Origin of the sequence: Burkholderia sp. TSV86, from assembly GCF_001522865.1 — a bacterium.
Lineage (GTDB): Bacteria > Pseudomonadota > Gammaproteobacteria > Burkholderiales > Burkholderiaceae > Burkholderia.
This window is the reverse complement of the sequence record NZ_LOWB01000131.1, coordinates 1-25,575: the sequence shown is the minus strand read 5'-3', so window position 1 is coordinate 25,575 and position 25,575 is coordinate 1. Positions and strand designations below refer to the sequence as shown.

The following is a 25,575-nucleotide window of genomic DNA, read 5'->3' as shown; positions in this document are numbered from 1 at the left end:
CCCCGGGGCGTCTGCCTCCAGCATGCAATGCTGACCGGCACCCTGCTCGTGCTGCGCACCGGTATTGTCTGAGCATTGCCCGGGATTCGCGCAATGGAATCCGGTCAAAAACGGGATTGGGGCTCTCCAATCGGGCACGGGCCGGTTCCGAGCACCGCTTCGTGACCGAAGCTACGCGTCAGCCTGCTCAATGGATGAATCACGCAGCGCCTGCTTTTCCTGCGCGACCTCTAACGCAAGCCGGTGTCGAGGATGTAGTTTCGATTGCTCTGCCCACTGGTGTGACAGAAGCGCTATCTGAGGCCGCTCGTCAGGCTCAAGGGAATCTATTGCTTATATTCGAAGCGGTTCATGTTCCGATTAAAAGGAATCATTGGCGGACGAGAATGCGCCGAGACCGGCGCCGGGGATAAAACATTGTGCGGGTCCTGCGGGCCGACGGCGTTCGCGCCACGGCGACCGACGATTGTAGTTGGGGGCTCCGGATCGCGTACCCGTATTCCGCGATCCGGATGGACGCACCCGCCGCGCTGCGTCCATACCCGCCGAGCGTGTTGATCTATTCGCAGCCCCAGCCGGTGATGACTTCGAACGCGGCATCTTTCGCAGCAACGACGTCGCCCCATCCCTGGCAATCGTCAGCGTCCATCACACGGCCGTGGCTCAGACACGAAAATCATCCGCGCCATCAAAAATCGTAACGGCTAGCTGCGTCGCCAACCTCATCAAAAGAGGCCATTTGTGTCATGCGTGGAACGCAAGTGCCGGCACACGCATCAGAAGCGGTGGCGTAGCCCAAGATTGATGATGCCTTGGGTCCGCGTTCCGCCGTAACCATAGGAACCGATCGAAGCCTGCGCCACTTGTGTACGTCCGTCGAGCGTGCGCTGTTCGCCGTTCGCACGCTGCCAGGCACCGACCGCATAGAGATCGGTGCGCTTCGACAGCACGTAGTCGGCACCGGCAGACACCTGATGGTAGGTTGCGCTCGTATCGCCGCGGGCGCGCGTGTAGCTGTAGCCGACGCCGACGAGCAGGCTGGCCGTCGCCTGATAGTTGAAGAAGCCGCGCACGGTATCGTACTTCTGCGTGCTGCGGAACGCAGACATTGCATCGGCCTTGTACTGCGCATTGCTGTAGTCGATGCCGGCGGCGAATGGCGCGAAGTTGTAGCGCAACGCGCCGCGCGCGATGTTGATCGATTTCGCCGAGATGTAGCCGCCGTTGACCAGCGACCCGTCGAACGTCCCGTCCGATGTGCCGTTCCAGCCGGTCCGGATACCGTTGGCGAGCGATGAATGATTCGCGGCGTAGTAATAGCCGCCCGCGACATCGACCGGACCGTTGCTGTACGAAAGACCCACCGACCAGGTTTGCCCGGCGCCGCTCTTGCCGGCCACGCCGCCGAGCGCATACATGCCGACGAACTGGAATCCACCGATCACGGGCGACGTGTATTTCACTGCGTTGTCGGTACGCGACGACGTGTCGTAATTGTCGACGTCGCCGGGCGTCGAATAGACGCTGCCGAAGTAGAAATCGCCGGTTACCGGCCACGCAACGTCGGCAAGGGAATCGTATTGGCGGCCAAGCGTCAGCGTGCCCCAGCGTGCGCTTTCGAGACCAACGAATGCCTGCCGGCCGAACATCCGGTTGCCTTGCCCAAGCGCACCGGTGTTCGGGTTGAAACCGTTTTCCAGCGTGAAGATCGCTTTCAGTCCGCCACCGAGATCCTCCACTCCTTTCACCCCGAAGCGGTTGCCGAGCAGATTGCCGTTGCCTAGACCGACGAGATTCTTGCCTTCCGCATTCGCGTTCCAGACAAACGACAAGGATGTGTCGAACAGACCATAAAGCGTGACTTCGGACGCTTGGGCCGCTTGGCTGATTGTGAGAAAAGTGCCCGACAGCATTAAGAACCGAAATGGCTTGTTCAAGGTGCGCTCCCCAATGTTCACAGTGGTTGTCTTATGCGTCGGATGGCTTCCGGTATCGTGCTTTACCACCTCTGGCGGGGCGGGAAATTTCCGAACGCGCTGCCGATTCTGGAAAGCATTCGCATCGCGGAGATGAGCAACAAATGACAAAAATGTCATTTCCGCGTCATCATAGATGCGGTGACAGTGATCTCGAATGCGCTCTGAAGAACGGGTTCTGAACCAGAATTGGGGAGAGGTGGCAACCCGATTCAGGCATGACGGCGTCACGCGAGCAGTGAAGAAAAGCCAAGGCGCCCGCTACGTGCGAAATGGGAATCGAGACGTAGTCGATGGCCGGGAAACGATCGATACGCACACCGCGATTCGCGGCTGCACTCATTCGATACCAATCCACAAGGCTGAACGACAACAACGCTCGCCGCCCTCATGCATAAACGTTATGCAGAATCTGCTTCGCGCATGACGCATGGCGACCGGCCGGTAGCTTCGTATCAATCGCGCAAACTCACGAAGCAGTTGCAATTGACAACGAGCGACCAGGTCATCGCAATGAATATCCGGGATAACGACAAAAGCCGGCGGTGGTGCAAACACACAGTCGATTCCCGGTCCGCTCTTCGTAACGAAGCAGCCGCCCTCGGCAACGGAACTCGCATGATCGACGCGTATCCAGCCCGCGCCACCACGTGGTAATTCGATCGTCGAGCATCGTTGCGTTGCCGAGCAAACACCCGCGACACGCGCAATCAAGCTGCGCCGATTGAGCCCTCGATCAGAAAAAACACGATGAAGCCGACAAAAAAGGCGGCAGTCGCCAGCGGCGTTTCCGGTATTTCATGTGCTTCTGTCAGCAACTCTTCGGTTACAAGATATAGCAGCGCGACTGTCCCAAGGCCCAGTAGAGCTGCGTAGACATTCGTCGGCAATCCCGAAAATGCCACAGTGCCCGCCACTGCAGCCAAGCTTAGCAGCACGGAAATCGCCATCGGTATGATTATCGCAAGCGCGCGGCTGATTCCCGAGGCCGCTAGCGCTGCGCTGACCGAAAGGGCAAGGAATAGCACCTCCAAGGTCAACGCGATGGTGAGGATGATGCCTGTCTGGTCGCTTGCAGAGAACGCGATGCCGAGCACGAGACCATCGATAACTAGATCAATCGCAGTGACGATGATGAGGCTGACGGGTAGACGCGTCTGTTGAAGCCGTGTCTCAATCACGCCGGATATTGTCCGGATCGCCAGCATCAACACAAGCCCCAACGCGAATCCGACGATCACGGGAACCGTCGCATAGGTGCGATCCTTGGGTAGCAACTCGAGCGCCGCAGCCGAAAAAACGATACCGCCCGCGAAGTGTTGAATGATGCTTGACGTCGTTGGCCGTGGGGCACGCAACGATGCGACCACGGAGCCCATGCAAGCCGCCAAGACAGGCGGAATCGTCAGCAATGCCAGTTTGGCCGTTGGAGTCATAAGTCGTTACGCCATAGGAGTGCTGCATTGGTTAAGGAATTTCGCGCGTGGCGGCAATGCGTAATTGCATTTCGCGTGGGCGGCCGGCAGCAATGGGGTTGCAACCGGGCACAAAATCTCGCTCCAGCCGGATTGGCGGCACGACATTGCGAAAAGATACGGCCATTGCTCGTGAGTGACAACGATTGGCTTGAATGTCCGCATTGATGATCAACCTGCCGGCGGCAGTCATATCCACCCTGATGACCGTGCGATCCAAGGTAGCCGCCGATATCCTGCATTTGGACAACACCCGGTTCCATGAAGAACCGAACGGACATGGCCGTCACATTCAGCAAGCGCTTACAGTGCCCGTCATCCGCTGAATTCACAATCAGGTGACCACGTTGATGGTGATGCAGCCTCTTCGGATATTCGTGAAACCGTGCCGGCTTGCCCTTTTTCGACATGCTCGCTCCGTCGCCTGTTTTCCGATCTTTAATGACTGCCACGTTGGAAACCGTGAACGAACGCGTCAAGGCTGCTGTTTACCACATTCACCGCCGTGGTCGCGGCAGCGATATCTATCTGCGGTTGAACCTCACTCAGGCCTGCAACGTCAAGCCTGCCGCGGGATATCGCATTGCAACAAATCTATCTGTCAGCAGCGACGGCATAGACCATGATATTAGCGCTCCATCGGCCGATACTTCGATGTACTTATGTCAAGGCTTCATCCTACTCGCCACCAAGCTGTGGCGTCTCGGCTCACCCGGACTAAATACGCCCGTGCCCAGCGAACCGGCGCCGCACTGACGCCGCAAACAGGCGTGAGGCGTTATCACGCTGTCCGTCACGAGCGAAGGAAAGAATGTCCGGTACAGCCTTGACGCAACCAGCAATTTATTCACGGAGGAGCCAGAAAACCGGGCCAGCGCGATGCGCGATACCGAGCAAACTTTCTCAATGGGGCCCGTACCGCGTTGCGATCGTAACTTTGCTTGACGCAGGTGATTTTCGAGATTGAAATTTGTGGCGACGAGGCGATCAACGAGCGTTGATATTTTTACTTGACCACAACACGGGGATTGTCATGGACGTTTCGATTCAGCAATCTGCGAGCCATTGGGGTGCCGTGCCGGCTGAATTTGCCATTCCGCTGGTTGAGAGCGCGTTCGTCCTCCGGCATCACGAAGACGGGCTAAGGTTGCGTGAGCATTCCCGTCGCTGGATGCTCGAGCATCGGCTGGTGCCGGTCGATGTCGTGGGAACACAGGCCGATGGGCTGCGTTACACCGAATTAGTAGCAAGTTATTCAGTCGGTGCGCCCTTTGACGCATTGTGCGCGATCTCGGATCTCAGTATCTGGTTCTTCGTGTGGGACGATAAGCACGGCCGATACGCGTTTCATCACCAACACGGCCGATGGGCGGCCCTGCGCGACGCCCTATATCGTGTCGTTGACGCGCCAGCGGCCTACTCGCACGATGCCGAACCGCTCCTTAGCGGGCTTGCCGATTGCCTGCTGCGTTTTCACGCGCTGATGAGCGAGCACTGGAATACGAGCATCGCGGAACACTTGCGCGCTGTGATCCACGCCTACGATATCGAATATCGCGAGCGTATCAACAACTACGTGCCGCCGATTGACGACTATGTGAAGCTGCGGGCCGGCACGTTCGGCTACCGCGTCTGGCTCGATTGCCTCGAACTCGCGGCGGGACGCGCATTGCCGGCCGATATCCGTCAGTGGGGCGAATACCGTCGCGCGGGCCTGGCCAGTCAAGAGTTTGCGGGCTGGTATAACGATCTGTGCTCGATCCGCAAGGAACTGGCCGCCGGTGAGCTACACAATCTCGGGATCACGCTGATCAAGCATCGGGGACTGTCGGTAGGCGATGCAATTGATGAAGTTCGCGAGCGCGTCATCACACGCGTCGAGGATTTCCTGCTCGCCGAGCGTGCGGCGCTGGAACGAGTGGATCGCGCGAATCTGCCGCCCGAAATTGCAGACGCTGTCCGGCATTGCGTGTTCAACATGCGCAACTGGATCTCGAGCGTTTACTGGTTCCATCACGCATCCGAACGTTACAACGTGAACGCGTGGGCAGACAGGTCGCACCCGCCATACGTCGTCGACGCCTGAGCGGGAAGCAGTCTGTGATGCTTGCATGTCACGCGCAATGAGGAAGCATGGTGTGGCGCGGCGACGTAGAAGCGCGAGCAAATGACGGAGGAAAGTTGAGTTATCCAAACTGCGTGGCCGGCAGCGGAAGCTGCCCGACCGAGGATCGTGGCCGGCGGGCCGGCCGTGCGCAACTTGTGCGCACGCTGACCGGTTACGGATTCGTCAATTCTCCTGTGGCCCAAAGGGGCTGTACGCTGTTTGGGTGCTGCTCGTGCCGGAGGATGACGATGTGCTTCTCCCTGCAACCGGAACGACCTCGACGGTCACGTGCGATAGATCCTTGAAGCGTTGCAGCAGGCCGTGATAGAAGCGCGAATCCCGCGCCGTGTCGCCGGTGGAAACGGAAACGACCGCGCTCATATGCCCCGGTCCGAGGCGCCAGACGTGCAGATCGTTAACCCGATCGCCGCTGCCTTCGATGGCGGCGCGCACGCCGTCTGCCAGCCGGCGATCCGAATTCATGTCGAGCAGAATGCCGCCCGTGTCGCGCATCAGGCCGAACGACCAGTTCGCGATCACCAGCGCGCCGATGATACCTGCGAGCGGATCCATCCAGACCCAGCCAAACGCACGCGCGAGCAGCAGACCAATGATCGTCAGAACCGATACTGCCGCATCGGCAATCACGTGAATGTACGCTGAGCGGATATTGTGATCCCGCGCCGCCGCAGCAGACGCGCCGTGATCATGTTCATCGAACGCAAGTTCGTGCTCTCGGCCGTTCAGGCGCACGATGGCCCTGAACTGATGAGGCTCGGGGATAACCTCGAGCGACTCCAGGTAGCCGCCACGGCTTTGCATCGCAAATTCTTGCCGGGTGCCGTCCGGGCGGATCGTCGTCACCGATACGGCATTCGCATCGACGAACGCCGTATCGTTCGTGGCAGGCGCCACGCGGAACACGGGCGGCACGCCATCTTCGAACACCGATACGAGCAATACCCCCTGCTGATCGAAGATTTTGTGCACTTCCTCTTCGTGCCCGTGATCATCGTGACCGCCATGCGCATGCCCGTGATGATGGCCGTGGCTATGGCCATGGTGATCGCCGCTTAGCAACCAGACGCTCGCGATGTTGACGAGCAGGCCGGCAACCGCAATCGGAATCGCTTCACCGAAATGGATCGGAACGGGAGCAAACAAGCGTGCGACCGCCTCATACCCGATCACGAGCGCGATCATCGCGAGCACGATCGCGCTCGTGAAGCCTGCGAGGTCGCCGAGTTTGCCCGTGCCGAATACGAAACGCGGATCGCTCGCGTGTTTGCGTGCATAGGTATACGCAAGCGCGGCAATCAGCATCGCGCCGGCGTGAGTCGACATGTGCAGCCCGTCGGCGATGAGCGCCAGCGAACCGAAAATCGACCCGCCGACGATCTCGGCCACCATCATGACCGCGCACAGCCCGATGACCATCCACGTTTTGCGCTCGTTCTCCTCGTGCGCAGCTCCCAGAAAAATGTGGTCGTGCCCCGCACCGAATGCAGCGTCCTTGAATTCGCTCATCACAGCCCCCGATTACTTGAAATAGCTGTGAACGACTTCGATCAATTGCTCGGTCGCGCTGCCCTCGTCTTCGTGCCCCTCGGCGTCGACGAAATGGCTGCGGATGTGATCCTCGAGCACGACCGCGAGCAGCCCGTTCATCGCGCCGCGGCTGCTCGTGATGCGCTGGAGGATTTCGTTGCAGCCGCGCTCTTCTTCCAGCGCACGTTCGATCGCTTCGACCTGTCCCTTGATACGGCGGACGCGATTCAGCAGCTTCTGCTTTTCCTTGACTGTGTGGCTCATGGCGGCTCCCTCATATAGTGGGGGGGAGTATAAGCCACTCCTCGTCACTCGTTGCCGCGGTAGACGATACATCCCACGCCAACGTCACCGAATGACCTAAATCCTCGCATTGCGCAGCCTCAGTGCATTCGAGATGACCGACGCAGAACTCAGACTCATCGCAAGCGCGGCAATCATTGGCGAGAGCAATAGCCCGGTGACCGGATAAAGCACGCCGGCCGCCAGCGGAACGCCAAGCGCGTTGTAGACGAACGCGAAACCTAGGTTCTGTTTCATATTCGCGACAGTCGCTTCCGACAGCTCGCGAGCACGCGCGATACCTCGCAAATCGCCCTTCACGAGGGTGATCTGCGCGCTGTTCATCGCCACGTCGGTTCCCGTTCCCATGGCAACACCCACATCGGCCTTGGCCAGCGCCGGTGCGTCGTTGATACCGTCGCCAGCCATCGCTACGATGTGCCCGGCTTGCTGAAACTTCGTCACCAAATCGAGTTTGTCGGCCGGCTTGACCTCGCCATGAAATTCATCGACACCGAGTTTCCCGGCGACGGCCTTGGCCGTCGCCACGCCGTCGCCCGTTGCCATCACGACTCGAATGCCATTTTCCTTCAACGTCGCGAGCGCTTCCGGCGTCGTCGCCTTGATCGGGTCCGAGACCGCCAAGAGCCCGGCCAAACGTCGGTCCACCGCCATATACATGACGCTCGAACCCTGCTCCCTCATGCCATCCGCTTCCTTTGCGAGCGGCTCGACCGATACGGAATCAGTCTGCATCATCGCGGTGTTGCCCAATGCCAATGAGCGGCCGGCAATGACGCCTCGCACGCCGATGCCTGTTACGGACTCGAAATTCTCGACACGGTCGAGCTTCAATGTCTTCTCACGGGCAGCTGCCACAATGGCCGCGGCAAGTGGATGTTCGCTACCCTGGTCTAGACTGGCCGCCAGTCGAAGCACCTCGTCCGGTGTATAGCCGTCAGCGCCCAAAGCGCGTTCGAAGGCAGGACGGCCCTCGGTCAAGGTACCCGTCTTGTCGACAATTAGTACGTCGACCTTGCGCAGATTTTCAATCGCCGCGGCATCCCGGAAGAGAACGCCGCTCGATGCGCCTTTGCCACTGGCGACCATGATGGACATCGGCGTAGCCAAGCCAAGCGCGCAGGGGCACGCGATAATGAGCACCGCGACTGCATTGATCAGGCCAAATACCCAACTGGGCTCGGGCCCAACGAGGCCCCATGCCACGAACGTCAACAGCGCTATGCCGACGACGACCATAACGAATACGCCGGCCACTTTGTCAGCCATCCGCTGCATCGGTGCTCTGGAGCGCTGGGCCTGGGCAACCATCTGTACGATTTGTGACAGCACCGTCTGAGAGCCGACCTTTTCGGACCGGATGACGAGACTGCCAGTCGCATTCATCGTCGCACCGATGACATGGTCACCGACACGCTTCGTTACGGGAATGGGCTCCCCGGTAATCATGGATTCATCGAGCGAACTCGAGCCGTCGGTCACCACGCCATCCACAGGGACCTTCTCACCCGGCCGGACTCGAAGCAGATCTCCCACATGCACGTGGGACAATGGCACATCCTCCTCCGAGCCATCGCCATTGATGCGTCGCGCAGTCTTGGGAGCGAGGCCGAGGAGCGCCTTAATGGCAGCTGACGTTTGCGAGCGGGCCTTCAGCTCGAGCAGCTGCCCGAGCAGGGTGAGCGAAATAATAACGGCCGCGGCTTCGAAATAGACGCTCACACGGCCGTGTGCACTGTATGTCGAAGGAAACGCGCCCGGGAAAACGGTGGCGACGACGCTGTAAATGTAGGCAGCCCCCGTACCGAGCCCAATGAGCGTCCACATGTTCGGGCTGCGGTTCAGGAACGAACGGACACACCGCTCGAAAAACGGGAAGCCCGCCCATAGGATCACCGGCGTGGAAAGCACGAACTCGATCCAACTCTCGGTTGACGCCGGCAGCAGTTCGACGCGATGGCCGAACATCGCCAGCACAAAGACGACTGCGGTCAGCGGCAATGTCCACCAGAAGCGGCGCCGAAAATCCACCAGCTCGGGGTTTTCACCTTCGTCGATGCTGGGCAGGATCGGCTCCAGGGCCATGCCGCATATCGGACATTGACCGGGATGGTCCTGACGAATCTCCGGGTGCATCGGGCACGTATAGAGCGCGCCCTCCGGTATCGGCGCCGCCGGCTCAGGGGATCGGGATTCAACGTACTTCTCCGGTGCCGACTTGAACTTCGTCACGCATGCGTTGCTGCAGAAGTAGTATGGTTTTCCGTCGTGCTCGGTATGAAAACGTGACGCATTTGTAACGTTCATCCCGCAAACCGGGTCGCGCAAGGCGCGGGCGGTATCGGCTGGCACGCGGTGTTCCCCATGCTGATGCGCGTGTCCGCCATGGCCGGTACGCGTGTCGCGCTTGCCCGCGCTGCCCATATCATCGGTGCTCGACGGCGCATGCCCTGAAATTCGTTGGTGATACGGCCTACCTTCGCTATCTCGATCGTTCATCTTGACGCTCCTCGATAATCTGCTCAGGCGCTTCCCCACTCCCCCCACGGAGCGGCCTGGCCCTTGAGCCCAGCCCTGAAACTTCCTCACAGTGACGAATCATCTTGGCCGGCACACCAGATGACTTCACGGCTTCTCCAATATTCGTGAACGGCTCCTCCGTCCAAACGCGCCATTGCGTCAGACGGAAACGAACAGGCTCTTCATCGGTTTTCTCCAGACCGGGGAAAACCCGTTTTCGAGCTAGATGGTATTGAATCGAACGTTGGTGCATCACTGGCCGCTCGCACACGACGGCCCTGCAGCAGCATCCAGGCAGCCGGGATCACGAACATGGAAAGCAACGGCGCAGTAATCATGCCACCCACCATCGGGGCGGCAATACGCTGCATGACTTCGGAGCCGGCACCCTGCCCCATCATGATGGGAATGAGGCCGGCCAGCACGACCGCGACCGTCATTGCTTTCGGCCGCACACGCAACACAGCGCCTTCGCGAATCGCATCGAGCAGCAATGCTTCAGTGAGCGGCTCGCCCGCTTCCAGCCGCCGGTTCAATGCACCCTTCAGGTAAAGTAGCATCACGACGCCGAATTCGGCGGCCACGCCAGCCAGGGCAATGAAACCGACCGACGTTGCGACGGAGACCGCGTGCCCCAGCATCCAGATGAGCCAGAACCCGCCGACGAGTGCAAACGGCACGGTCGACATCAGCAACAATGCATCCGCTGCGGAATTGAACGTCAGGAACAGCAGCACGAAGATGACGGCGAGCGTAACGGGGATGACCATACGCAGCTTTGCCGCTGCCCGCTCCAGATACTCGAACTGTCCCGACCAGGCGATTGAATAGCCTGGCGGAAGTTTGACCTGCCGCGCAACGGCCTTCTGCATGGCCTGCACTGCGGACTGAAGATCCGTATTGCGGATATCCACGTACACATAGCCGGACAGCCGCGCATTCTCGCTGCGAATCATCGGCGGACCGTCGGCGATCGTGATGTGCGCAACGTCGCCGAGTTGAATTTGCGCACCTCGGTCCGTGACGACGGGCAACTGCCGCAACTTTTCAAGCGAGTCCCGGACTTCGCGTGGATAACGGATATTGATCGGAAAGCGCTCGCGGCCGGCGATCGCCTCGCCGACGTTTTCGCCACCGACAGCCGACGACACGACCGACTGGACGTCCGCGACCGACAAACCATATCGTGCGGCCGCGAGCCGATCGATGTCGACATCGATGTATCGGCCGCCGTTCAGTCGCTCCGCCAGCGCGGATGTCACGCCGGGCACGTTCTTCACGGCCGCTTCGACCTGCGTCGCAATGCTGTCGATTTGCGTCAGGTCGGGCCCTGAGATCTTGACCCCGACCGGCGTCTTGATACCCGTGGACAGCATGTCGAGCCGGTTCCGGATCGGCGGTACCCAGACGTTCGACAGGCCCGGCACCTTGACGGTCCGGTCCAACTCGTCGACGAGCTTCTCCGGCGTCATGCCAGGCCGCCACTGATCACGTGGTTTGAACTGTATCGTCGTCTCGAACATCTCCAGCGGCGCGGGGTCGGTCGCCGTATCGGCGCGTCCGGACTTGCCGAATACCGTTGCCACCTCGGGCACCGTCTTGATCAGCCGATCAGTCTGCTGCAACAGCTCCGATGCCTTTGCCGCCGACATTCCGGGCAGTGCAGTCGGCATGTACAGCAAGTCGCCCTCATCGAGCGGCGGCATGAACTCGCCTCCGAGCCGCGAGATCGGGATAATCGTCAGCGCCAATGCAGCGGCCGCCAGACCGATCGCGAACCATGGACGCCGCAGTGTTCCGTCAAGTAGTGGCTTGTACAGTTGAATCAACACGCGGTTGATGGGGTTCGCGTTTTCATGCGGAATGCGCCCACGGATCAGATAGCCCATCAGCACGGGCACAAGCGTCACGGACAATCCGGCGGCAGCGGCAATCGTGTACGTCTTCGTAAAGGCGAGCGGCGAAAACAGCTTGCCTTCCTGGCCTTCGAGCGAGAAGACAGGAACGAACGACAGCGTGATGATGAGCAGCGAGAAGAACAACGCCGGCCCGACTTCCGCTGCAGACGTCGCGATCAGCTTCCAACGATGCGCCATTGATATCGGCAATTCCGGATGCTCATGCTCATAGGCTTCCAAATGCTTGTGTGCATTTTCGATCATCACGATGGCCGCGTCGATCATCGCGCCGATCGCAATCGCGATGCCGCCCAGCGACATCAGGTTCGCATTCACGCCCTGGTAACGCATGACGATGAATGCAGCCAGCACGCCAAGCGGCAGCGACAAAATGGCGACGAACGCGCTGCGCAGATGGAACAGAAATACTGCACAGACGAGCGCAACGATGATGAATTCCTCGATGAGCTTGTCTTTCAGGTTGCCGACCGCGCGCTCGATAAGCTGCGAGCGGTCGTAAGTCGTGACAACCTCGACGCCGGCTGGCAACGAGTGCTTCAGATCCTCGAGCTTTGCCTTTACCGCGCCGATAGTGTTCAAAGCGTTCTTGCCCGAACGCATGACGATGACGCCACCAGCGACCTCCCCTTCGCCGTTCAGCTCGGCGATGCCGCGGCGCATCTCCGGACCGATCTGGATACGCGCAACGTCGCCCAACAGCACGGGCGTGCCAGTGTCGTTCGTGCGGAGCACGATATGGCGGAAGTCATCCAGCGAGCGCAGATAGCCGGACGAGCGCACCATATACTCGGATTCGGCGAGTTCGACGACCGAGCCGCCGGACTCCTGGTTCGCCTTGCCAAGCGCATCGGCAACCGTCGATTGCGTGATGCCATAGGCGCGCAACTTGTCGGGGTCCAATACGACCTGGTATTGGCGCACCATGCCGCCAATGCTGGCGACTTCGGAGACATCAGGCACCGACTTCAGCTCAAACTTGAGGAACCAGTCATTGAGTGCACGCAACTGCCCGAGGTCGTGCTTCCCGCTCCGGTCAACGAGTGCGTACTCGTATACCCAGCCGACACCCGTCGCGTCGGGTCCGAGCGAAACGGTCGCGCCCTGAGGCAGACGGCTTTGTACCTGATTCAGGTACTCCAGCACACGTGAGCGTGCCCAATACTGATCAGTCTTGTCGTCGAACAGCACGTAGACGAATGCATCGCCGAACAATGAGTACGCGCGAATGGTCTTCGCGCCCGGTACGCCGAGCAGCGTCGTTGTCAGCGGATACGTCACCTGGTCCTCGATGACCTGCGGAGCCTTGCCGGGATACGAAGCCTTGATGATGACCTGTGTATCCGAGAGGTCGGGCAATGCGTCGAGCGGCGTTTCCTTGAGCGAGTAAACGCCCCACGCAGCGATGAGCACGGTCGCGAGCAGCACCAGGAGCCTGTTGTGAATGGACCAGTGGATGACACGCGCAATCATTTGGCGCCTCCGAGCGGTTCAACCTTCGTCAATTGGTAGCCGTCGTCCGTTTGCTCGAAGACGAAATGCACGGTCTGCCCGGCCTTTACGTCAGGAAAGGCGTTTGCAGCCGGCTTGTTGAACGCCATCGTCATCGCCCCCCAGCCGAGCGCCGGCACGGGTTGGTGAGAAAACGTGATGTCCGTGGCCGTGACCTTTTCGACCTTGCCGGTGGTCTCATAAGATTGCACGGCGGTGGCCGGACCCGATGCGGGCATCGCTACATTCGAGCCGGCGTTTCCTTCAAGCCGTGGCAGAACGGACTTGAGGCTCGCCTCCGAATCGATGAGGAACTGTCCCGACGCGACGACGGTATCGCCTTCGTTCAATCCACTGAGCACTTCGGTTTCGTCGCCGGCATCATTGCCGATGGTTACCGAGGCAGGCTGCAGGCGACCGTCGCTGTTCTTAACGATGACGACCGATCGCTTGCCGGTGGTAATGACCGCTTCGGACGGCACGAGCAATCGAGAAACGTTCTTCCGGCCGGCGACGCGCACACGCATCAGCATGCCGGGCGTCAGTTTCAGCGATGCATTGTCGATTTCCAGGCGAGCCTGCAGCGTGCGGCTGCTCGTGCTGATGCCCGGCAGGATTTCGCGGATGTGCCCGGTGAAGTGTTGCGCCGGATCACCGGCAAACGTCGCGTCGACCGCCATTCCCGGCTGCACCGTCAGCGCAAGCGCCTCCGGAATCTCGACGATCAGCCAGAGCTTCGACAGGCCGGCAATCTTTGCCAACGTCTGCCCGGGTGCCACCATCGCGCCGTCCCGAACATTGAGTTCGCTAACGACGCCCGTCTCCGGTGACGATAGAACGACATGGGTTTGCGCTTTGCCGGTCCTGTCGAGGCTCGCGATCACGCCGTCCGGAATCGACAGTGCACGCATCCGCGCACGCGACGCATCGAGCAGGCTGCTATCCAGCCCGCCGCGCTTGAGCGCAAGATATTCCTCTTGCGGTGCCAGCCAGTCAGGCACGAACAGAGATGCGATCGGCTCGCCCTTGGCGATGCGCTGCATCGGCGCACTGGCGTACAGGTGATCGATGTAACCGGTCACACGCGATTGAACGACGTCCGAGCGGGATTCGTCGAACTGTGTGGTGCCGACCGCGTCGAATCCAGCCGCTGTCTCTTGCCGGCGAACGGTCGCATAGCGAATCCCGAGATTCTGCTGCAGGCCCGAGTCGATCTTGATGCCGGACGCACTGCCGCCTTCATCGGCGTAAACCGGTTCGAGTTGCATGTTCATGAAGGGAGACTTACCAGGCTTGTCGAAGTGCTGGCTCGGCACCATCGGGTCGTGCCAGTACAGCACCTTCCGGCCGGTCTTCGGGTCGATTTTGTCGCCCGAAGCGGCGTTGGCGGCAGACATCGCCGTCTCGTTCGTCGAGGCATGGCGCGTGCCGGCGAAATAGCCTGCGCCAAGCAACGCTGCGCCGGCGAATGCCGCAAAAATTGCGCGCATCAGTGGTTTCTTCGTCATGTTGCGCTCCTTCACTGGGCTACGGCCATCGTTGACGGAACCACTTGATATTCGAGCCGGGCCCAGGTTTGCGACACCTCGCGCTTCAGATCGAGCACTTGAAGCTGCGCTTCCAATTGCGCGCGGCGGGCAGCAAACGTGTCCGCAAGCGAGCCGGTGCCGGCCCGGTAGGCAGCGTCGGCGAGTTGCACGCGCTGGTCAGCGGCAGGCAGAAGCGACCGGCTCAGGTTGGCGATACGCTCGCGGCCGCTCGTCAGCGTAGCGGACTGCGTGCGGATATCGGTCTGGATCTGCCGAAGCGTGTCGTCGTACATCAACCGAGCCTTCGTCGCCAGTTCGGCTTTTTCGGCGACGTCTCGGTTCTGACGGTTCTTTCGGTTCAGCGGCAGCGGGATGGTCACGCCCACCGACACCATGTTCGAATACGCACCGCCGCGCTGCTGGTAAGCGACTTCCCACGTCCAGTTCGGACTGCGTTCGCTGTTCGCGACTGCAGTATCGGCTTCGGCCACCGCGATATCGTCGGCAGCCGCCACGAGTGTCGGCTGCGAAAGGCGCAATTCGTCGGGCGGCAACGACGACACGAACGATTCCGGCGCCGGCGGTTCACCGCTCACATCGGATGCGGGTACCGCCGTCCAACGCGATAGCGCAATGAGTGCGGTTTGGTAGGTCTGCTGCGCTTTGAGTACCTGGTCTTGCGTCTGTGCCAGCATCGCTTGCGCCTGGACTACATCGGCCGCGCTGGCCTTCGCACCGCGGTAGGAGGCTTGGGTGGCCGCCAGTTCGTGCGTCATGTGAGCCAGCAATGCTTGCTGGAGCGCGACGGCTTGCTTTGCGTAGACGGCGTTGAGCCAGGCAGCCGCGGTTTGCTGGCGGACATTTGCGAGCTGCATCAGATAACCGGCCCGCTCGCGCCCGACCATTTCGCTGGCCAGCGCCGAACGAAGACGCCGCTTGTCGCCGGACACCCACTCCTGCTCGATGCCAATGCGCCGCATCGTCATGAAATCCTGACCGACCGTGAACCGCTGCGGCCCGTTCACCGGCAGGTTATCGATACCGGCTTTGAGCATCGGATCAGGAAGTTGGCCGGCCTTGACGGCCGCCTCCGAGCTGGCACGGATGGACGCTTGCGCGGCTTGCATCGATGCCGAATGGTCGCTGGCCGACTGCAGGGCCGCGTCGAGCGTGAAAGGAGCTTGCTGCGCATGCCCGACGCCCGCGACAAGCAGCGCGGCAACAAGGATGGGCACGCGCCGAAGAGCACGCCGACCGCGCGGCGTGCCAAAAATAAATGGCATGGTCTAACCCCAACGGCGAAATCCCATAGGGATTCCACGTCCTGGCATAGGACGAACCTCACCGCATGCGCGGTGAACCTGTCAGCGTGGGATTAGATGAGACGCGGAGGTCGCCACAGCCCATTGGGGTCGCGAACCGGAAGTGAATCGACGTAGTGGAAGACGACCGAGCAGACCAACGCCGCAGGACGGCTGACGTCGGCACATGCCGTTGGATGATAGAGGCTGCCGAACTGGCACTCGGCGGTGGCCTTGCAGAACACGCCCTTCGCAGCGGCTTTTCCCGGCGACGACGAGTTCATCGAATCGCAGCCGCGCATATCGGCGGACATACTCGAATCCGAGTCCATGGACATGGATTGCTGCATCGGACATTCGCCGGTCAGCCCGCTCGCTGCCAACCCACTGATGGGCAGCATCGCGCAAAGCAACAACAGGAGGATAGTCCGGAGCAATTTCATAGGCCGCATTATAGTCCTGCGATACCGCCGATTGCAGCGCAATTGCAATGATGTTTAGGCCCCGAAACATACGCTCGATACGAGCGCCACGACGAGTTCATGCTGAATTTGAGTACAGCGCTTGCGTGCCTGGCCAAGAGACAAGTTACGCCATTCAGCGACTGCATCAAACTTGGCCTGGATTGCGCGAGCGGTCTGTCTGCTCGTGTCGAGCACGAGCCAGCCAGGTTGAATGCGCGGCCGTTCGGAACACGCCGCGCCAGGTTTTGAACAGCGACGCGTGCATCAATGTTGAGCGGCCCACTTCGGCTCAACCAGCCGGTGGAGTTCCTTGTTGCGTGCGATCGTCGCTTCGCTAGGCGGATAGTCGAGCTTGCTCGTCGGCAACAAACCATCGTGATAAGCCTGGATCAGCTCTTGCCGAACCTGCTCCCGAGTCTTGCCTGACGATACGGTATTTGCGCTTTGTGCCTGCAACGCCGCGGGCGAAATCACACTGGCGCCAGCGACGGCGCTGCTGTCTAGTGCGACAACGGGATAGGCGTGACCGCCATCGGCAAATGCAGACGTGGAGGCGAAAGCGGAAATAACGACGGCAGCAATGATTTCAAGTTTCATGTTTTCTCTCCATTGTGAAGTACGCAGCCGCACCTACGGCTCCATTGAGATCTATTCTGAAGAGGTAGCCCTGATCGGACCGTGACATGAAGATGATTTTTTGATCATGCTGCTTTTATTTTCAGTCGTACCCTGCGGCACCACGCGCGGTTACCTAAAAAAGCCCGGCCTAATCAGCCGGGCTGACAAAGACAAGATCCCTTACGAATCGCTCTCCCATGAGTGACTCGGCGACGTGCACGAACGGAATGCATCGGACGAATCACGTCGTTCCCGGCAACGGACTCGAAACGAGCACGGCAGCAACCGTCAGAACGCCCAGTAGAATCAGGGATTCGACGTGGAGTACAGCACCGAAGCGCCGAAGCGGCTTAGTAAATTCTGATTTCGTCGGTATCCTGAGCGTCGACAGCAGCGTCGGCATCTCGAAGAAGCGGTTATGTCCGCCGAGCGCGGCCGCAACCAGCACGAGCACAAGTTTCAACAAAAGAATCTGGCCGTATGCCGATCCCCCTAGATTCACCGGCGTATCGATCCATCTCCATCCGTTGTATGCCCCGGTGCTGAACAAAATCATCAATGCATAAGTCGACGCGTCTGAGAGCGATTGCACGAACGACGCACTGGTTTGCCGCTCGCTTGCAGGCGCATCAAGCAGGCTCGGCATCACGACGTAGGTCGTCACCAGAACGAGCCCCACCCACGTACTAATGGCCAGCAGATGCAACCAGTCCACCCACACCGGCAGGCTGAAGGGCCCCGTATCGACCGGATGACCGCTGTTGCTGCGCGCCAACGCAACGCAGGCCAATGCAACCCATATCCCCAACGCGAAGCGCTTCTCGCTGCCCTGGCGCAGGAATACCAATACGACAACGCAAAGCATGAAAATCGCCCCGGCCAGCCACGCATGTCCAAAGCCGGTTCCTACGAGCATGGACCACACGGCAGGCCCAGCCTCGAGCAGCGTCGAATCACTCATCAACGCACAATGTGCCCAGAACGACAGCATGCTCGCCAGCAGAGAAAGAATGGACGCCATCCGAATTGTCATGGCAAGCCGGCGGCCAACGCCGGCTTGCCACGTGGAGTCTCCCCGCACAAGCCAACGGCTGCTGAGTAACCCGCCCACGATCACCGCGAAGCCAACATTCTGAATCGCCACCGCGATCAGACGCAGGATGCCCAGGAACCCGTCGTTCATTACTTCACCTTGAACGTGTAGACACCCTTGGTCTTGTGCGCGTCCGCAGTCATGACAGCCCACTGAACCGTATACGCGCCGGATGCGAGCTTCGGTACGGCAAGCGTCATGACGCGCGGATTGGTCGCATCGATCTTCGCTTTTTCCTTCGTCACCGGTGCACCGGTCGCATCGGCGATTTTCACCGAACTGAAGGTCGACTCGAGGTCTTCATTGAAAGTCAGGCGCAATGCGTCTGGCGTAGCGTCGACGGTGCTGCCCGGCGCCGGCGTTGCGCTTTCCAGTTTGCCGTGTGCGAACGCGGCGAGGGGCGCGGATGCAACAGCACCAGCGATAGCGAGGCCGGCGAAATGTCTGAGAGTCGAAGTCTTCATATTGTTGCTTATCTCGAAGAATGAAACGGGGACTGCGGCATGCGCGCCCCCGTCATTTGTCATCACTGTTTCTGCAGCTTGACGACGGTCAAGGCGCCGTTGACTTCCTCGGCAACGAAATCGATCTTGTCGCCGACCTTCACCTGCGACAGCATCGCCGGATCCTTGGCCTTGAACACCATCGTCATCGCTCCCATACCGAGGTTTTCGAGCGGACCATGCTTGATGGTCAGCTTGCCTGCAGCCGTGTCGATCTTCTTGATTTCGCCGTGCGACATGCTGCCCGGCGCGTCGGCGCTTTGCTTTGCGTCGCCGCTCATGTTCATGTTGCTCATATCGCCTGCTGCATACGTCGACGCAGAGAACGCCAGCGCGCAGCCCATTGCTATTGAAAACAGTGCTTTCTTCATCGTGCTATCTCCAGAGTTGAGGTGATGAAACCAACGCTTGGGGGGTGGCCCCGGCCTTGTTGTGTCAATCAGCTGTCCGGCAATTCGCCGGTGTATTCGTATGCAACGGTGCCTTTGGGATGCTTGAACCAGCCGGGATCACGATAGTCGTTCCGCCCGAGCCCGCGCCGAACCTTGACGACCGTGAACATGCCGCCCATCTCCAGCGGCCCGAATGGGCCCGTACCCGTCATCATCGGCAGCGTGTTGTCGGGCAGCGGCATTTCCATCTCGCCCATTGCGCCACCGGTGCTGCCCATTGCCATGTAGTCGGGCACCAGCTTATTGATGCGCTTGGCCAGGTCCTTCTGCGGCACGCCAATCATGGTCGGCACGCTGTGCCCCATCGCATTCATCGTGTGATGCGACTTGTGGCAATGAAACGCCCAATCTCCCGGCCGGTCCGCGGTAAATTCGATCGCACGCATCTGGCCAACCGCAACGTCGGCCGTCACCTCCGGCCAGCGGGCCGCCGGCGGAATCCAGCCACCATCCGTACCTGCCACCTCAAAGTGGTAGCCATGCAGGTGAATCGGGTGGTTCGTCATCGTCAGATTGCCAAACCGGATTCGCACGCGATCGCCAGCCCGAATCGGCAATGGATCGATACCAGGGAACACGCGCGAGTTGAAGGTCCACATGTTGAAGTCGGTCATCTCGTTGACGCGCGGCGTGAAGCTGCCCGGGTCGATGTCGTAGGCGGACAGCAGGAACACGAAATCGCGGTCGACCGGCATTACACTACGGTCCTTCGGGTGCACGATGAACATGCCCATCATGCCCATCGCCATCTGCACCATCTCGTCGGCGTGCGGGTGATACATGAAGGTGCCGTGCTTCTCGAGCTGAAACTCGTATACGAACGTCTTGCCGGACGGGATGTGCGGCTGCGTCAAGCCGCCGACACCGTCCATGCCGTTCGGCAGCAGCATCCCGTGCCAATGGATCGTCGTATGCTCGGGCAACTTGTTGGTGACGAAGATGCGGACCTTGTCGCCTTCGACGGCCTCGATCGTCGGGCCGGGTGACTGGCCGTTGTAGCCCCACAGATTCGCCTTCATCCCGGGGGCCATTTCACGCACCACGGGCTCGGCTGTCAGATGAAACTCCTTCCAGCCATTCTTCATCCGCCACGGCAACGTCCAGCCGTTCAACGTCGCGACCGGTGTGTATGGGCGGCCATTGGGCGGCACGAGCGGCGGCTGCATCGTCGCCTTCGCCATGGTTGGCGCTTCCGGCAACGAAGCCGCGCCGGCCTTGCTGACCATCGCGGCGCCGAGGATTGCGGCCCCCGAGCCGCTGAGGAATTGTCGACGGGACACCATGTTATTTACCTTCCGAATGCATTTCGTGCGCCGGTTGTACTGTGGATGCTGACGCCGGCTGGGCCGTCGTTGCCGTGGACGGTTTCGCTGACGATTGCACGTCCGTCGGCGTGGACGCGGCCGGTGTGGCGTCGGCCTGCGGCAGACGTCCGCCCAGCGCTTGCTGGAGATCCGTTTCCGCCAGCCAGTAATCCTTCAGCGCGTCGATATAGCTGTTCACCGCGCTGACTTGCTCGCGCGAGTCGGCGAGTAGTTCGAAAACACTGGCAAGCATGCCGTTGTAGCGGAGCAATAATTCGTCAGAGATCGTCTTGCGGATCGGCACGACCTCGTCACGATAGTGCTTCGCTACGTCGTAACTGCTGGCGTAAGCGGAATACGACTCACGTACCTCCGATCGCGCATCGATCGCCGTTTGCGCAAGTCGGTTCGCAGACTGCATGTAGATGGCCTGCGCGCGGGCGACCTTGGCACTGCCGAAATCGAAAATGGGGATTTCGATGCTGATTTCGTAGCCGTGCTCGTGGCCCTTGTCGGTCTCGTAGTTGTTCTGATAGCCGGCATCGAGTGCGTTGATGAACCGCGTTGCCTTGCTCAGGCCCAGAGACGAAGCAACCCCCTGCGTCCGCAACTTCGCCGCCTGAATGTCGAGCCGGTTCTGCATCGCGAACTGCTCGAGATCCTTCAGTTCCGGCCGCTCCTTCGGCAGGTCCGGCAAGCGATCAGGCAAGATGTACTGCGTGCCGGTACCCCATACGCCCATCGTGCGTGTGAGTTTCTCCCTAGCCGATACCGCTAGCTGCCGGGCCTTGGCGACCTGGGCGATCGAGTCGGCGTAGAACGCCTGCTCCCGCGCATAATCGAGCTTGCTGAAGTTCCCCGCCTGCCGCATGCGCGAAGCCAGTTCGGCCCCTGCGTCGGCAGAGTCCTTCACCTGGTTCGCGTAATTGGCAGCCTGCTCGGCGGCCACTGCGTTGACATAGGCGCGCCTCGCCTCGGCCGCGAGCTTCAGCATCGCATCGGCGGTCTCGAGTTTCGTTTGCTCGAAGCGCCGGCTCTCGAGATGTGCGGCGAAAGGCAAGGTCAGAATGCTCAGTACGTTCGCCGAAAACGTACGGCCGATGCTCAGATCGCCATTGCCCGCTCGCGTGCGGCTGAACGTGAAGCCCGGATTCGGCAGCCGCCCCGCCTGCACCAGATCGGCCTCCGAAAGCCCCAATTCCGCATACGATGCCTGCAATCCTCGATTGTTCAGCAGCGCGATCTGTACGGCATCGTCCATCGAGAGCGGCTTGGCAAGCAATTCCTGCGTCCGCTTCGCCACTGTGTCCCGATCGGTATCGGTTTTGACGACAACCGCGTCCTTGCCGAGCCGCTCCGTGGCGATCGACGACACCGCACCGAATCCGCCGTCCTTCGAGAAGGTGGTACAACCGGCCAGAAGCACCATGAAAGCAACACCCGCGCTCATGCGTGTTGAAACGAATCGTTTCATCATTTGGCGGGCTTTCCATGCTGCGAATGATTCGACTTGCGATCGCCAACTGGCTCGTTCATCGCGCCGCCGTGCGTCACGCCGCCGTTGGCTGGCTTGTCCTGGACCGCTTGATTGAGTTGTTGCCAAGTCAGATTGCCGGCATCGTTGTATCGGCGATAGCCGTCGAAGGCCGACGCCGCCGAAATCGCCGGGACGGACGCCGCTGCATCCGTCGGGTCGGGAATCGTCTTTGTGGCGTGCACGAGCGTCGGCAATGAAGCCGCCGCGCCAAGCAGCGCCGCAGAAATCAGTCGCATAGATTTTCTCGTCGTAAATCACCTGACGGGCCCATGCAGGGCCGTCAGTACGAATGGCACATCCCGCGTGCTACCCGCGGTGGAAAATTAGATGAGGGCGTAGCGAGGAGGTCGCTCGATGCCGTCGGTCAGGAAAGACACGACACCGGCACAAGGCGGAATGGACGTGACGACGCGTGTTGCGTCCGAGGATATGACGACGGCCGGCACCGCCGGTAACCCGGTGCCGAAGCAGCAGGCCTCACATGTCGCACATGAATGCGCGTGATGGCCACCGCCGTGGTGACGGGTGTGATGGTCGTCGGCCGCGAGCGCCGTTGCGCGCATGTCGTGATGATGCTCGGACATGCGTTGCTCGGCATGAACGATTGGCGTTTCGCCGGCTTCGGCATGCGAGGTAACGCATTTCATCGAGACAGCCGCAAACGACTGAACCGGCAGGCTCAGCGCCAACAGCACGACGATGAAGAATTTGCGCCAATATGACATGGGTGCAGAGCTTAGCACGAGCAGTTCGCTACGATAACTTCGATAACGTGTTCGGGGTGGCCACCAGCGGTTTAGCCGGGATCTAGCTTATCGGCCGATGTGTGACAACGGCGTGGTCGAAAAATGACCATTTTTTCATCCAGCGATGGGGGCAGCGCTCGCCGGCTGCGACCATCGCGGATTCATGAAAAAATTGTCACCAAGCCGTCATGTTTCATACCCTTTCTCGCCCGTATGCTGGGCGCAGCGCTTGCTACGCCGAGCCCGTTGATAGGTCTACTGCACTTCCATGCGGATACTCATAGTCGAAGACGAACCCAAAATGGCGTCATACCTCCGAAAGGGGCTGACGGAAGCGAGCTATACCGTCGATGTTGCCGAGAACGGCAAAATTGGATTGTTCCTCGCGCTGCATGAAAATTTTGACCTCGTCGTGCTCGACGTCATGCTCCCGGAACTGAGCGGGTTCGAGGTGCTCAAGCGCCTCCGAGCGGAAAAGCAGATGCCGGTGCTGCTGCTTACCGCCCGCGAGGCTATCGAGGACAAGGTAACCGGACTTGAACTCGGCGCCGACGACTATCTGCTCAAACCGTTTGCCTACGCGGAATTTCTCGCCCGCATCCGGTCCTTGCTCCGGCGCGCACCCAGAAGCGTCCGGGACATTCTGCTCATTGCGGACATGGAGATTGACCTGCTTAAGCGGCGAGTCCGCCGCGGTGACAATCGCATCGAGCTGACCGCACAGGAGTTCGCGTTGCTGCAGCTTCTGGCTGATCGGGAGGGTGAGGTTTTGACGCGTACTTTCATCACCTCGCAGATTTGGGACATGAACTTCGACAGCGATACGAATGTCGTCGACGCCGCGATCAAGCGCTTGCGCGCCAAGGTCGACAATTCATATGACAAAAAGCTGATCCACACCATCCGAGGCATGGGATACGTGCTCGAGGATCGTTCATGACGGAAAAGGCGGCGCCTTACTCGCTGCTCACGCGGTTGACGGTCGCCTTTGCCGTCGTCGCCAGCATAGCGTTTGCGTTGACCGGTGCTTGTCTGTATCGATCCCTGTCGACCGAATTGCAGCGGCGCGACGATATCGAGATTAGCGGCAAGCTGAGTCAGTTTTTGCAGTTGGCTCACGCCAGCGGTTCGACACAGGGCGTTCGCGCGACTCCCGCGACGTTTCATGAGGTACTTCTCTCGCACCCCGGCGTCTACCTCGGTATCTACGACGCGCAAAACAATCCGCTCATCGAGCACACGGCCGGGCCGGGCGTGACGTTGAGGTCGATCGCCACCGGCGGCCATCCGTCTCGTGTTCCATACACGTGCGAGCCGGAGGGAATCGGGCCGTCACGCTGCATTTTCGCGAGAGACAAGTTGCCATCCGGCGAAGACATACAGGTCTCGCTTGTGCGAACCGCGACTGACCGGCAGTCGCTTATGGAAAACTATTGCGTCGACATCTGGCTTGCGGTCGCAGCCGGCGCGGCATTGCTCGGCGGCTTGGGTTATGCGATCGCCCGCCGAGGCCTTCGCCCGGTGGAAAGCCTGGGCCGCCAGACCTCGACGATTGAGGCGCACAATTTGAGCGAGCGACTCGACATACGCGGTGGCCCGCTCGAGCTGCGCGAGCTCGCGCTGTCGGTCAATCGAATGTTGGATCGCCTCGAGCGCGCGTTCGTGCGCCTCTCGCAGTTCTCTTCCGACCTCGCTCACGATATGCGTACTCCCCTCGCCAACGTGATCAGCTCGTCGCAGGTCACATTGTCGCGGCCGAGAACGCGTGACGAATACGAGGCGTTGATCGGCTCGAACATCGAGGAATGCGAACGACTGCAACGGATGATCGAAAGCATGCTGTTCCTCGCACGTACCGACAACGCGCAGCAGCACCTCAAGCTGTCAGATTTCGAATCCGGTCACGAACTGATGCGGCTGGCCTCTTACTTCCAGAGCGTCGCTGACGAGAAGCGCGTCGATATCGTGATCCAGGGCAACGCCCGCGTATCGGCTGACGCGACGTTGTTTCGTCGGGCAGTCAGCAATCTCGTGTCAAACGCAATCGACCATGCGGCGACCGGGTCGATCGTCGTACTGGCTTCGAGTCGCTCAGCGGGGCATGCCGTCATCGAGGTAACCAATCACGGACGGCCGATCCCGCCCGAGCACATCGACCGAATTTTCGAGCGCTTTTATCGAGTCGACACCGCACGGCACGGATCGTCCAGGAACGCAGGGCTCGGTCTCGCCATCGTGAAATCCATCATGGAGTTGCACCGCGGAAGCATCGACGCGACAAGCAGCGACGCCGCTACGACTTTCACTCTGCGCTTTCCGGATTCGACCAGCACGTGATCCTTTGACGCAGAAGCGCTAAAGGAGATCGAGAATGGCACTCCACATCCGAGGGTGGCGCTATGTGCAGCCGGCCCGGATCAATTCTCCGGTTTAAGCCGGGCGGGCGGCACCCACGCGAAGCTGATGCAACCGTGGTCATGAGTCTTTCCGTTGCCGAAGACCGGCGGCATGACCTGCCCCCGGTTTTAGTCCGAACTGGAGTTAGAGTCCGAGGTTAAAAACTGCTGCTTTGCATCGTGCGCCCGAGCGAACTGCGCAGGCGTCAGATAGCCGAGTGAATCGGCCCGGGTTTTTCGGAGACCTCAACCTTTGAGAGAATGGGGTCATGGAAACCTTAAAACCTGAAAGCAAT

General features: G+C 60.2%; 22 protein-coding genes. 7 read left to right on the top strand and 15 right to left on the bottom strand.

Annotation, left to right across the window (positions count from 1 at the left end):
• Positions 1-776: 776 nt before the first annotated feature.
• Together WS68_RS24135 and WS68_RS24125 are read right to left on the bottom strand one after the other, a co-directional pair.
• Positions 777-1,913, bottom strand: a complete 1,137-nt coding sequence (locus WS68_RS24135; protein WP_059573244.1) for a porin — start codon at positions 1,911-1,913, stop codon at positions 777-779.
• A gap of 773 nt (positions 1,914-2,686) precedes the next feature.
• Positions 2,687-3,412 carry a ZIP family metal transporter gene (locus WS68_RS24125; protein ID WP_059573242.1) on the bottom strand — a complete coding sequence of 242 codons (726 nt, stop codon included), beginning with the start codon at positions 3,410-3,412 and terminating at the stop codon, positions 2,687-2,689.
• A gap of 194 nt (positions 3,413-3,606) precedes the next feature.
• Between WS68_RS24125 and WS68_RS28120 the strand changes: the two genes are divergently transcribed.
• The 3 genes from WS68_RS28120 (at position 3,607) to WS68_RS24120 (ending at position 5,537) form a co-directional block, all read left to right on the top strand.
• Entirely contained in the window at positions 3,607-3,777 is a 171-nt protein-coding gene (locus WS68_RS28120; protein WP_156429660.1) for a hypothetical protein, read from the top strand.
• Between the two features lie 115 nt (positions 3,778-3,892).
• The gene (locus WS68_RS28115) at positions 3,893-4,207 is read left to right on the top strand and encodes a hypothetical protein (protein WP_156429659.1); all 315 of its coding nucleotides are present in this window, start codon (positions 3,893-3,895) and stop codon (positions 4,205-4,207) included.
• A 277-nt stretch (positions 4,208-4,484) separates the two neighbouring features.
• Positions 4,485-5,537 (top strand): terpene synthase family protein, encoded by a 1,053-nt coding sequence (locus tag WS68_RS24120; protein ID WP_197419676.1) that lies wholly within the window; start codon positions 4,485-4,487, stop codon positions 5,535-5,537.
• Positions 5,538-5,741: 204 nt separating this feature from the next.
• Here WS68_RS24120 and dmeF read toward each other — a convergent pair whose 3' ends face one another.
• The 13 genes from dmeF to WS68_RS24055 all read right to left on the bottom strand — a co-directional run bounded on the left by dmeF (position 5,742) and on the right by WS68_RS24055 (position 22,077).
• Complete coding sequence (gene dmeF / locus WS68_RS24115) at positions 5,742-7,085, bottom strand: CDF family Co(II)/Ni(II) efflux transporter DmeF (protein ID WP_082710281.1); 1,344 nt, start codon at positions 7,083-7,085, stop codon at positions 5,742-5,744.
• 12 nt (positions 7,086-7,097) lie between these two features.
• A complete protein-coding gene (locus tag WS68_RS24110; protein ID WP_059573241.1) occupies positions 7,098-7,370 on the bottom strand; it encodes a metal/formaldehyde-sensitive transcriptional repressor in 273 nt (90 codons plus the stop codon).
• Between the two features lie 96 nt (positions 7,371-7,466).
• The gene (locus tag WS68_RS24105; protein ID WP_082710280.1) at positions 7,467-9,908 is read right to left on the bottom strand and encodes a heavy metal translocating P-type ATPase; all 2,442 of its coding nucleotides are present in this window, start codon (positions 9,906-9,908) and stop codon (positions 7,467-7,469) included.
• 203 nt (positions 9,909-10,111) lie between these two features.
• Positions 10,112-13,318 (bottom strand): efflux RND transporter permease subunit, encoded by a 3,207-nt coding sequence (locus WS68_RS24100; protein WP_059573240.1) that lies wholly within the window; start codon positions 13,316-13,318, stop codon positions 10,112-10,114.
• A complete protein-coding gene (locus WS68_RS24095) occupies positions 13,315-14,844 on the bottom strand; it encodes an efflux RND transporter periplasmic adaptor subunit (RefSeq protein WP_059573286.1) in 1,530 nt (509 codons plus the stop codon). The genes WS68_RS24100 and WS68_RS24095 overlap by 4 nt, the downstream gene beginning before the upstream one ends.
• Before the next feature lie 11 nt (positions 14,845-14,855).
• Positions 14,856-16,148 (bottom strand): TolC family protein, encoded by a 1,293-nt coding sequence (locus WS68_RS24090; RefSeq protein WP_059573239.1) that lies wholly within the window; start codon positions 16,146-16,148, stop codon positions 14,856-14,858.
• Between the two features lie 92 nt (positions 16,149-16,240).
• A complete protein-coding gene (locus WS68_RS24085) occupies positions 16,241-16,609 on the bottom strand; it encodes a hypothetical protein (protein WP_059573238.1) in 369 nt (122 codons plus the stop codon).
• A gap of 285 nt (positions 16,610-16,894) precedes the next feature.
• Entirely contained in the window at positions 16,895-17,227 is a 333-nt protein-coding gene (locus WS68_RS27035) for a DUF4148 domain-containing protein (RefSeq protein WP_082710279.1), read from the bottom strand.
• A 262-nt stretch (positions 17,228-17,489) separates the two neighbouring features.
• Positions 17,490-18,431, bottom strand: coding sequence for a copper resistance D family protein (locus WS68_RS24075; RefSeq protein WP_059573237.1), 942 nt, complete (start codon positions 18,429-18,431; stop codon positions 17,490-17,492).
• Positions 18,431-18,805 (bottom strand): copper homeostasis periplasmic binding protein CopC, encoded by a 375-nt coding sequence (copC, locus tag WS68_RS24070; protein ID WP_059573236.1) that lies wholly within the window; start codon positions 18,803-18,805, stop codon positions 18,431-18,433. Before copC ends, WS68_RS24075 begins: the two co-directional genes overlap by 1 nt.
• A gap of 62 nt (positions 18,806-18,867) precedes the next feature.
• Entirely contained in the window at positions 18,868-19,215 is a 348-nt protein-coding gene (locus tag WS68_RS24065; RefSeq protein WP_059573235.1) for a copper-binding protein, read from the bottom strand.
• A gap of 68 nt (positions 19,216-19,283) precedes the next feature.
• Entirely contained in the window at positions 19,284-20,579 is a 1,296-nt protein-coding gene (locus WS68_RS24060; RefSeq protein ID WP_059573234.1) for a copper oxidase, read from the bottom strand.
• A 1-nt stretch (position 20,580) separates the two neighbouring features.
• Positions 20,581-22,077: a TolC family protein gene (locus WS68_RS24055; RefSeq protein ID WP_059573233.1), complete on the bottom strand. Its 1,497-nt coding sequence runs from the start codon at positions 22,075-22,077 to the stop codon at positions 20,581-20,583.
• Positions 22,078-22,491: 414 nt separating this feature from the next.
• Here WS68_RS24055 and WS68_RS29435 point away from each other — a divergent pair, with 414 nt between their 5' ends.
• The 4 genes from WS68_RS29435 to WS68_RS24035 all read left to right on the top strand — a co-directional run bounded on the left by WS68_RS29435 (position 22,492) and on the right by WS68_RS24035 (position 25,220).
• Positions 22,492-22,641 carry a hypothetical protein gene (locus WS68_RS29435; RefSeq protein WP_156429658.1) on the top strand — a complete coding sequence of 50 codons (150 nt, stop codon included), beginning with the start codon at positions 22,492-22,494 and terminating at the stop codon, positions 22,639-22,641.
• Positions 22,641-22,859, top strand: a complete 219-nt coding sequence (locus WS68_RS29430) for a hypothetical protein (protein ID WP_156429657.1) — start codon at positions 22,641-22,643, stop codon at positions 22,857-22,859. The genes WS68_RS29435 and WS68_RS29430 overlap by 1 nt, the downstream gene beginning before the upstream one ends.
• Positions 22,860-23,151: 292 nt before the next feature.
• Positions 23,152-23,823 (top strand): heavy metal response regulator transcription factor, encoded by a 672-nt coding sequence (locus WS68_RS24040; protein WP_059573230.1) that lies wholly within the window; start codon positions 23,152-23,154, stop codon positions 23,821-23,823.
• Positions 23,820-25,220, top strand: a complete 1,401-nt coding sequence (locus WS68_RS24035; protein ID WP_059573229.1) for a heavy metal sensor histidine kinase — start codon at positions 23,820-23,822, stop codon at positions 25,218-25,220. Before WS68_RS24040 ends, WS68_RS24035 begins: the two co-directional genes overlap by 4 nt.
• Positions 25,221-25,575 lie beyond the last annotated feature (355 nt).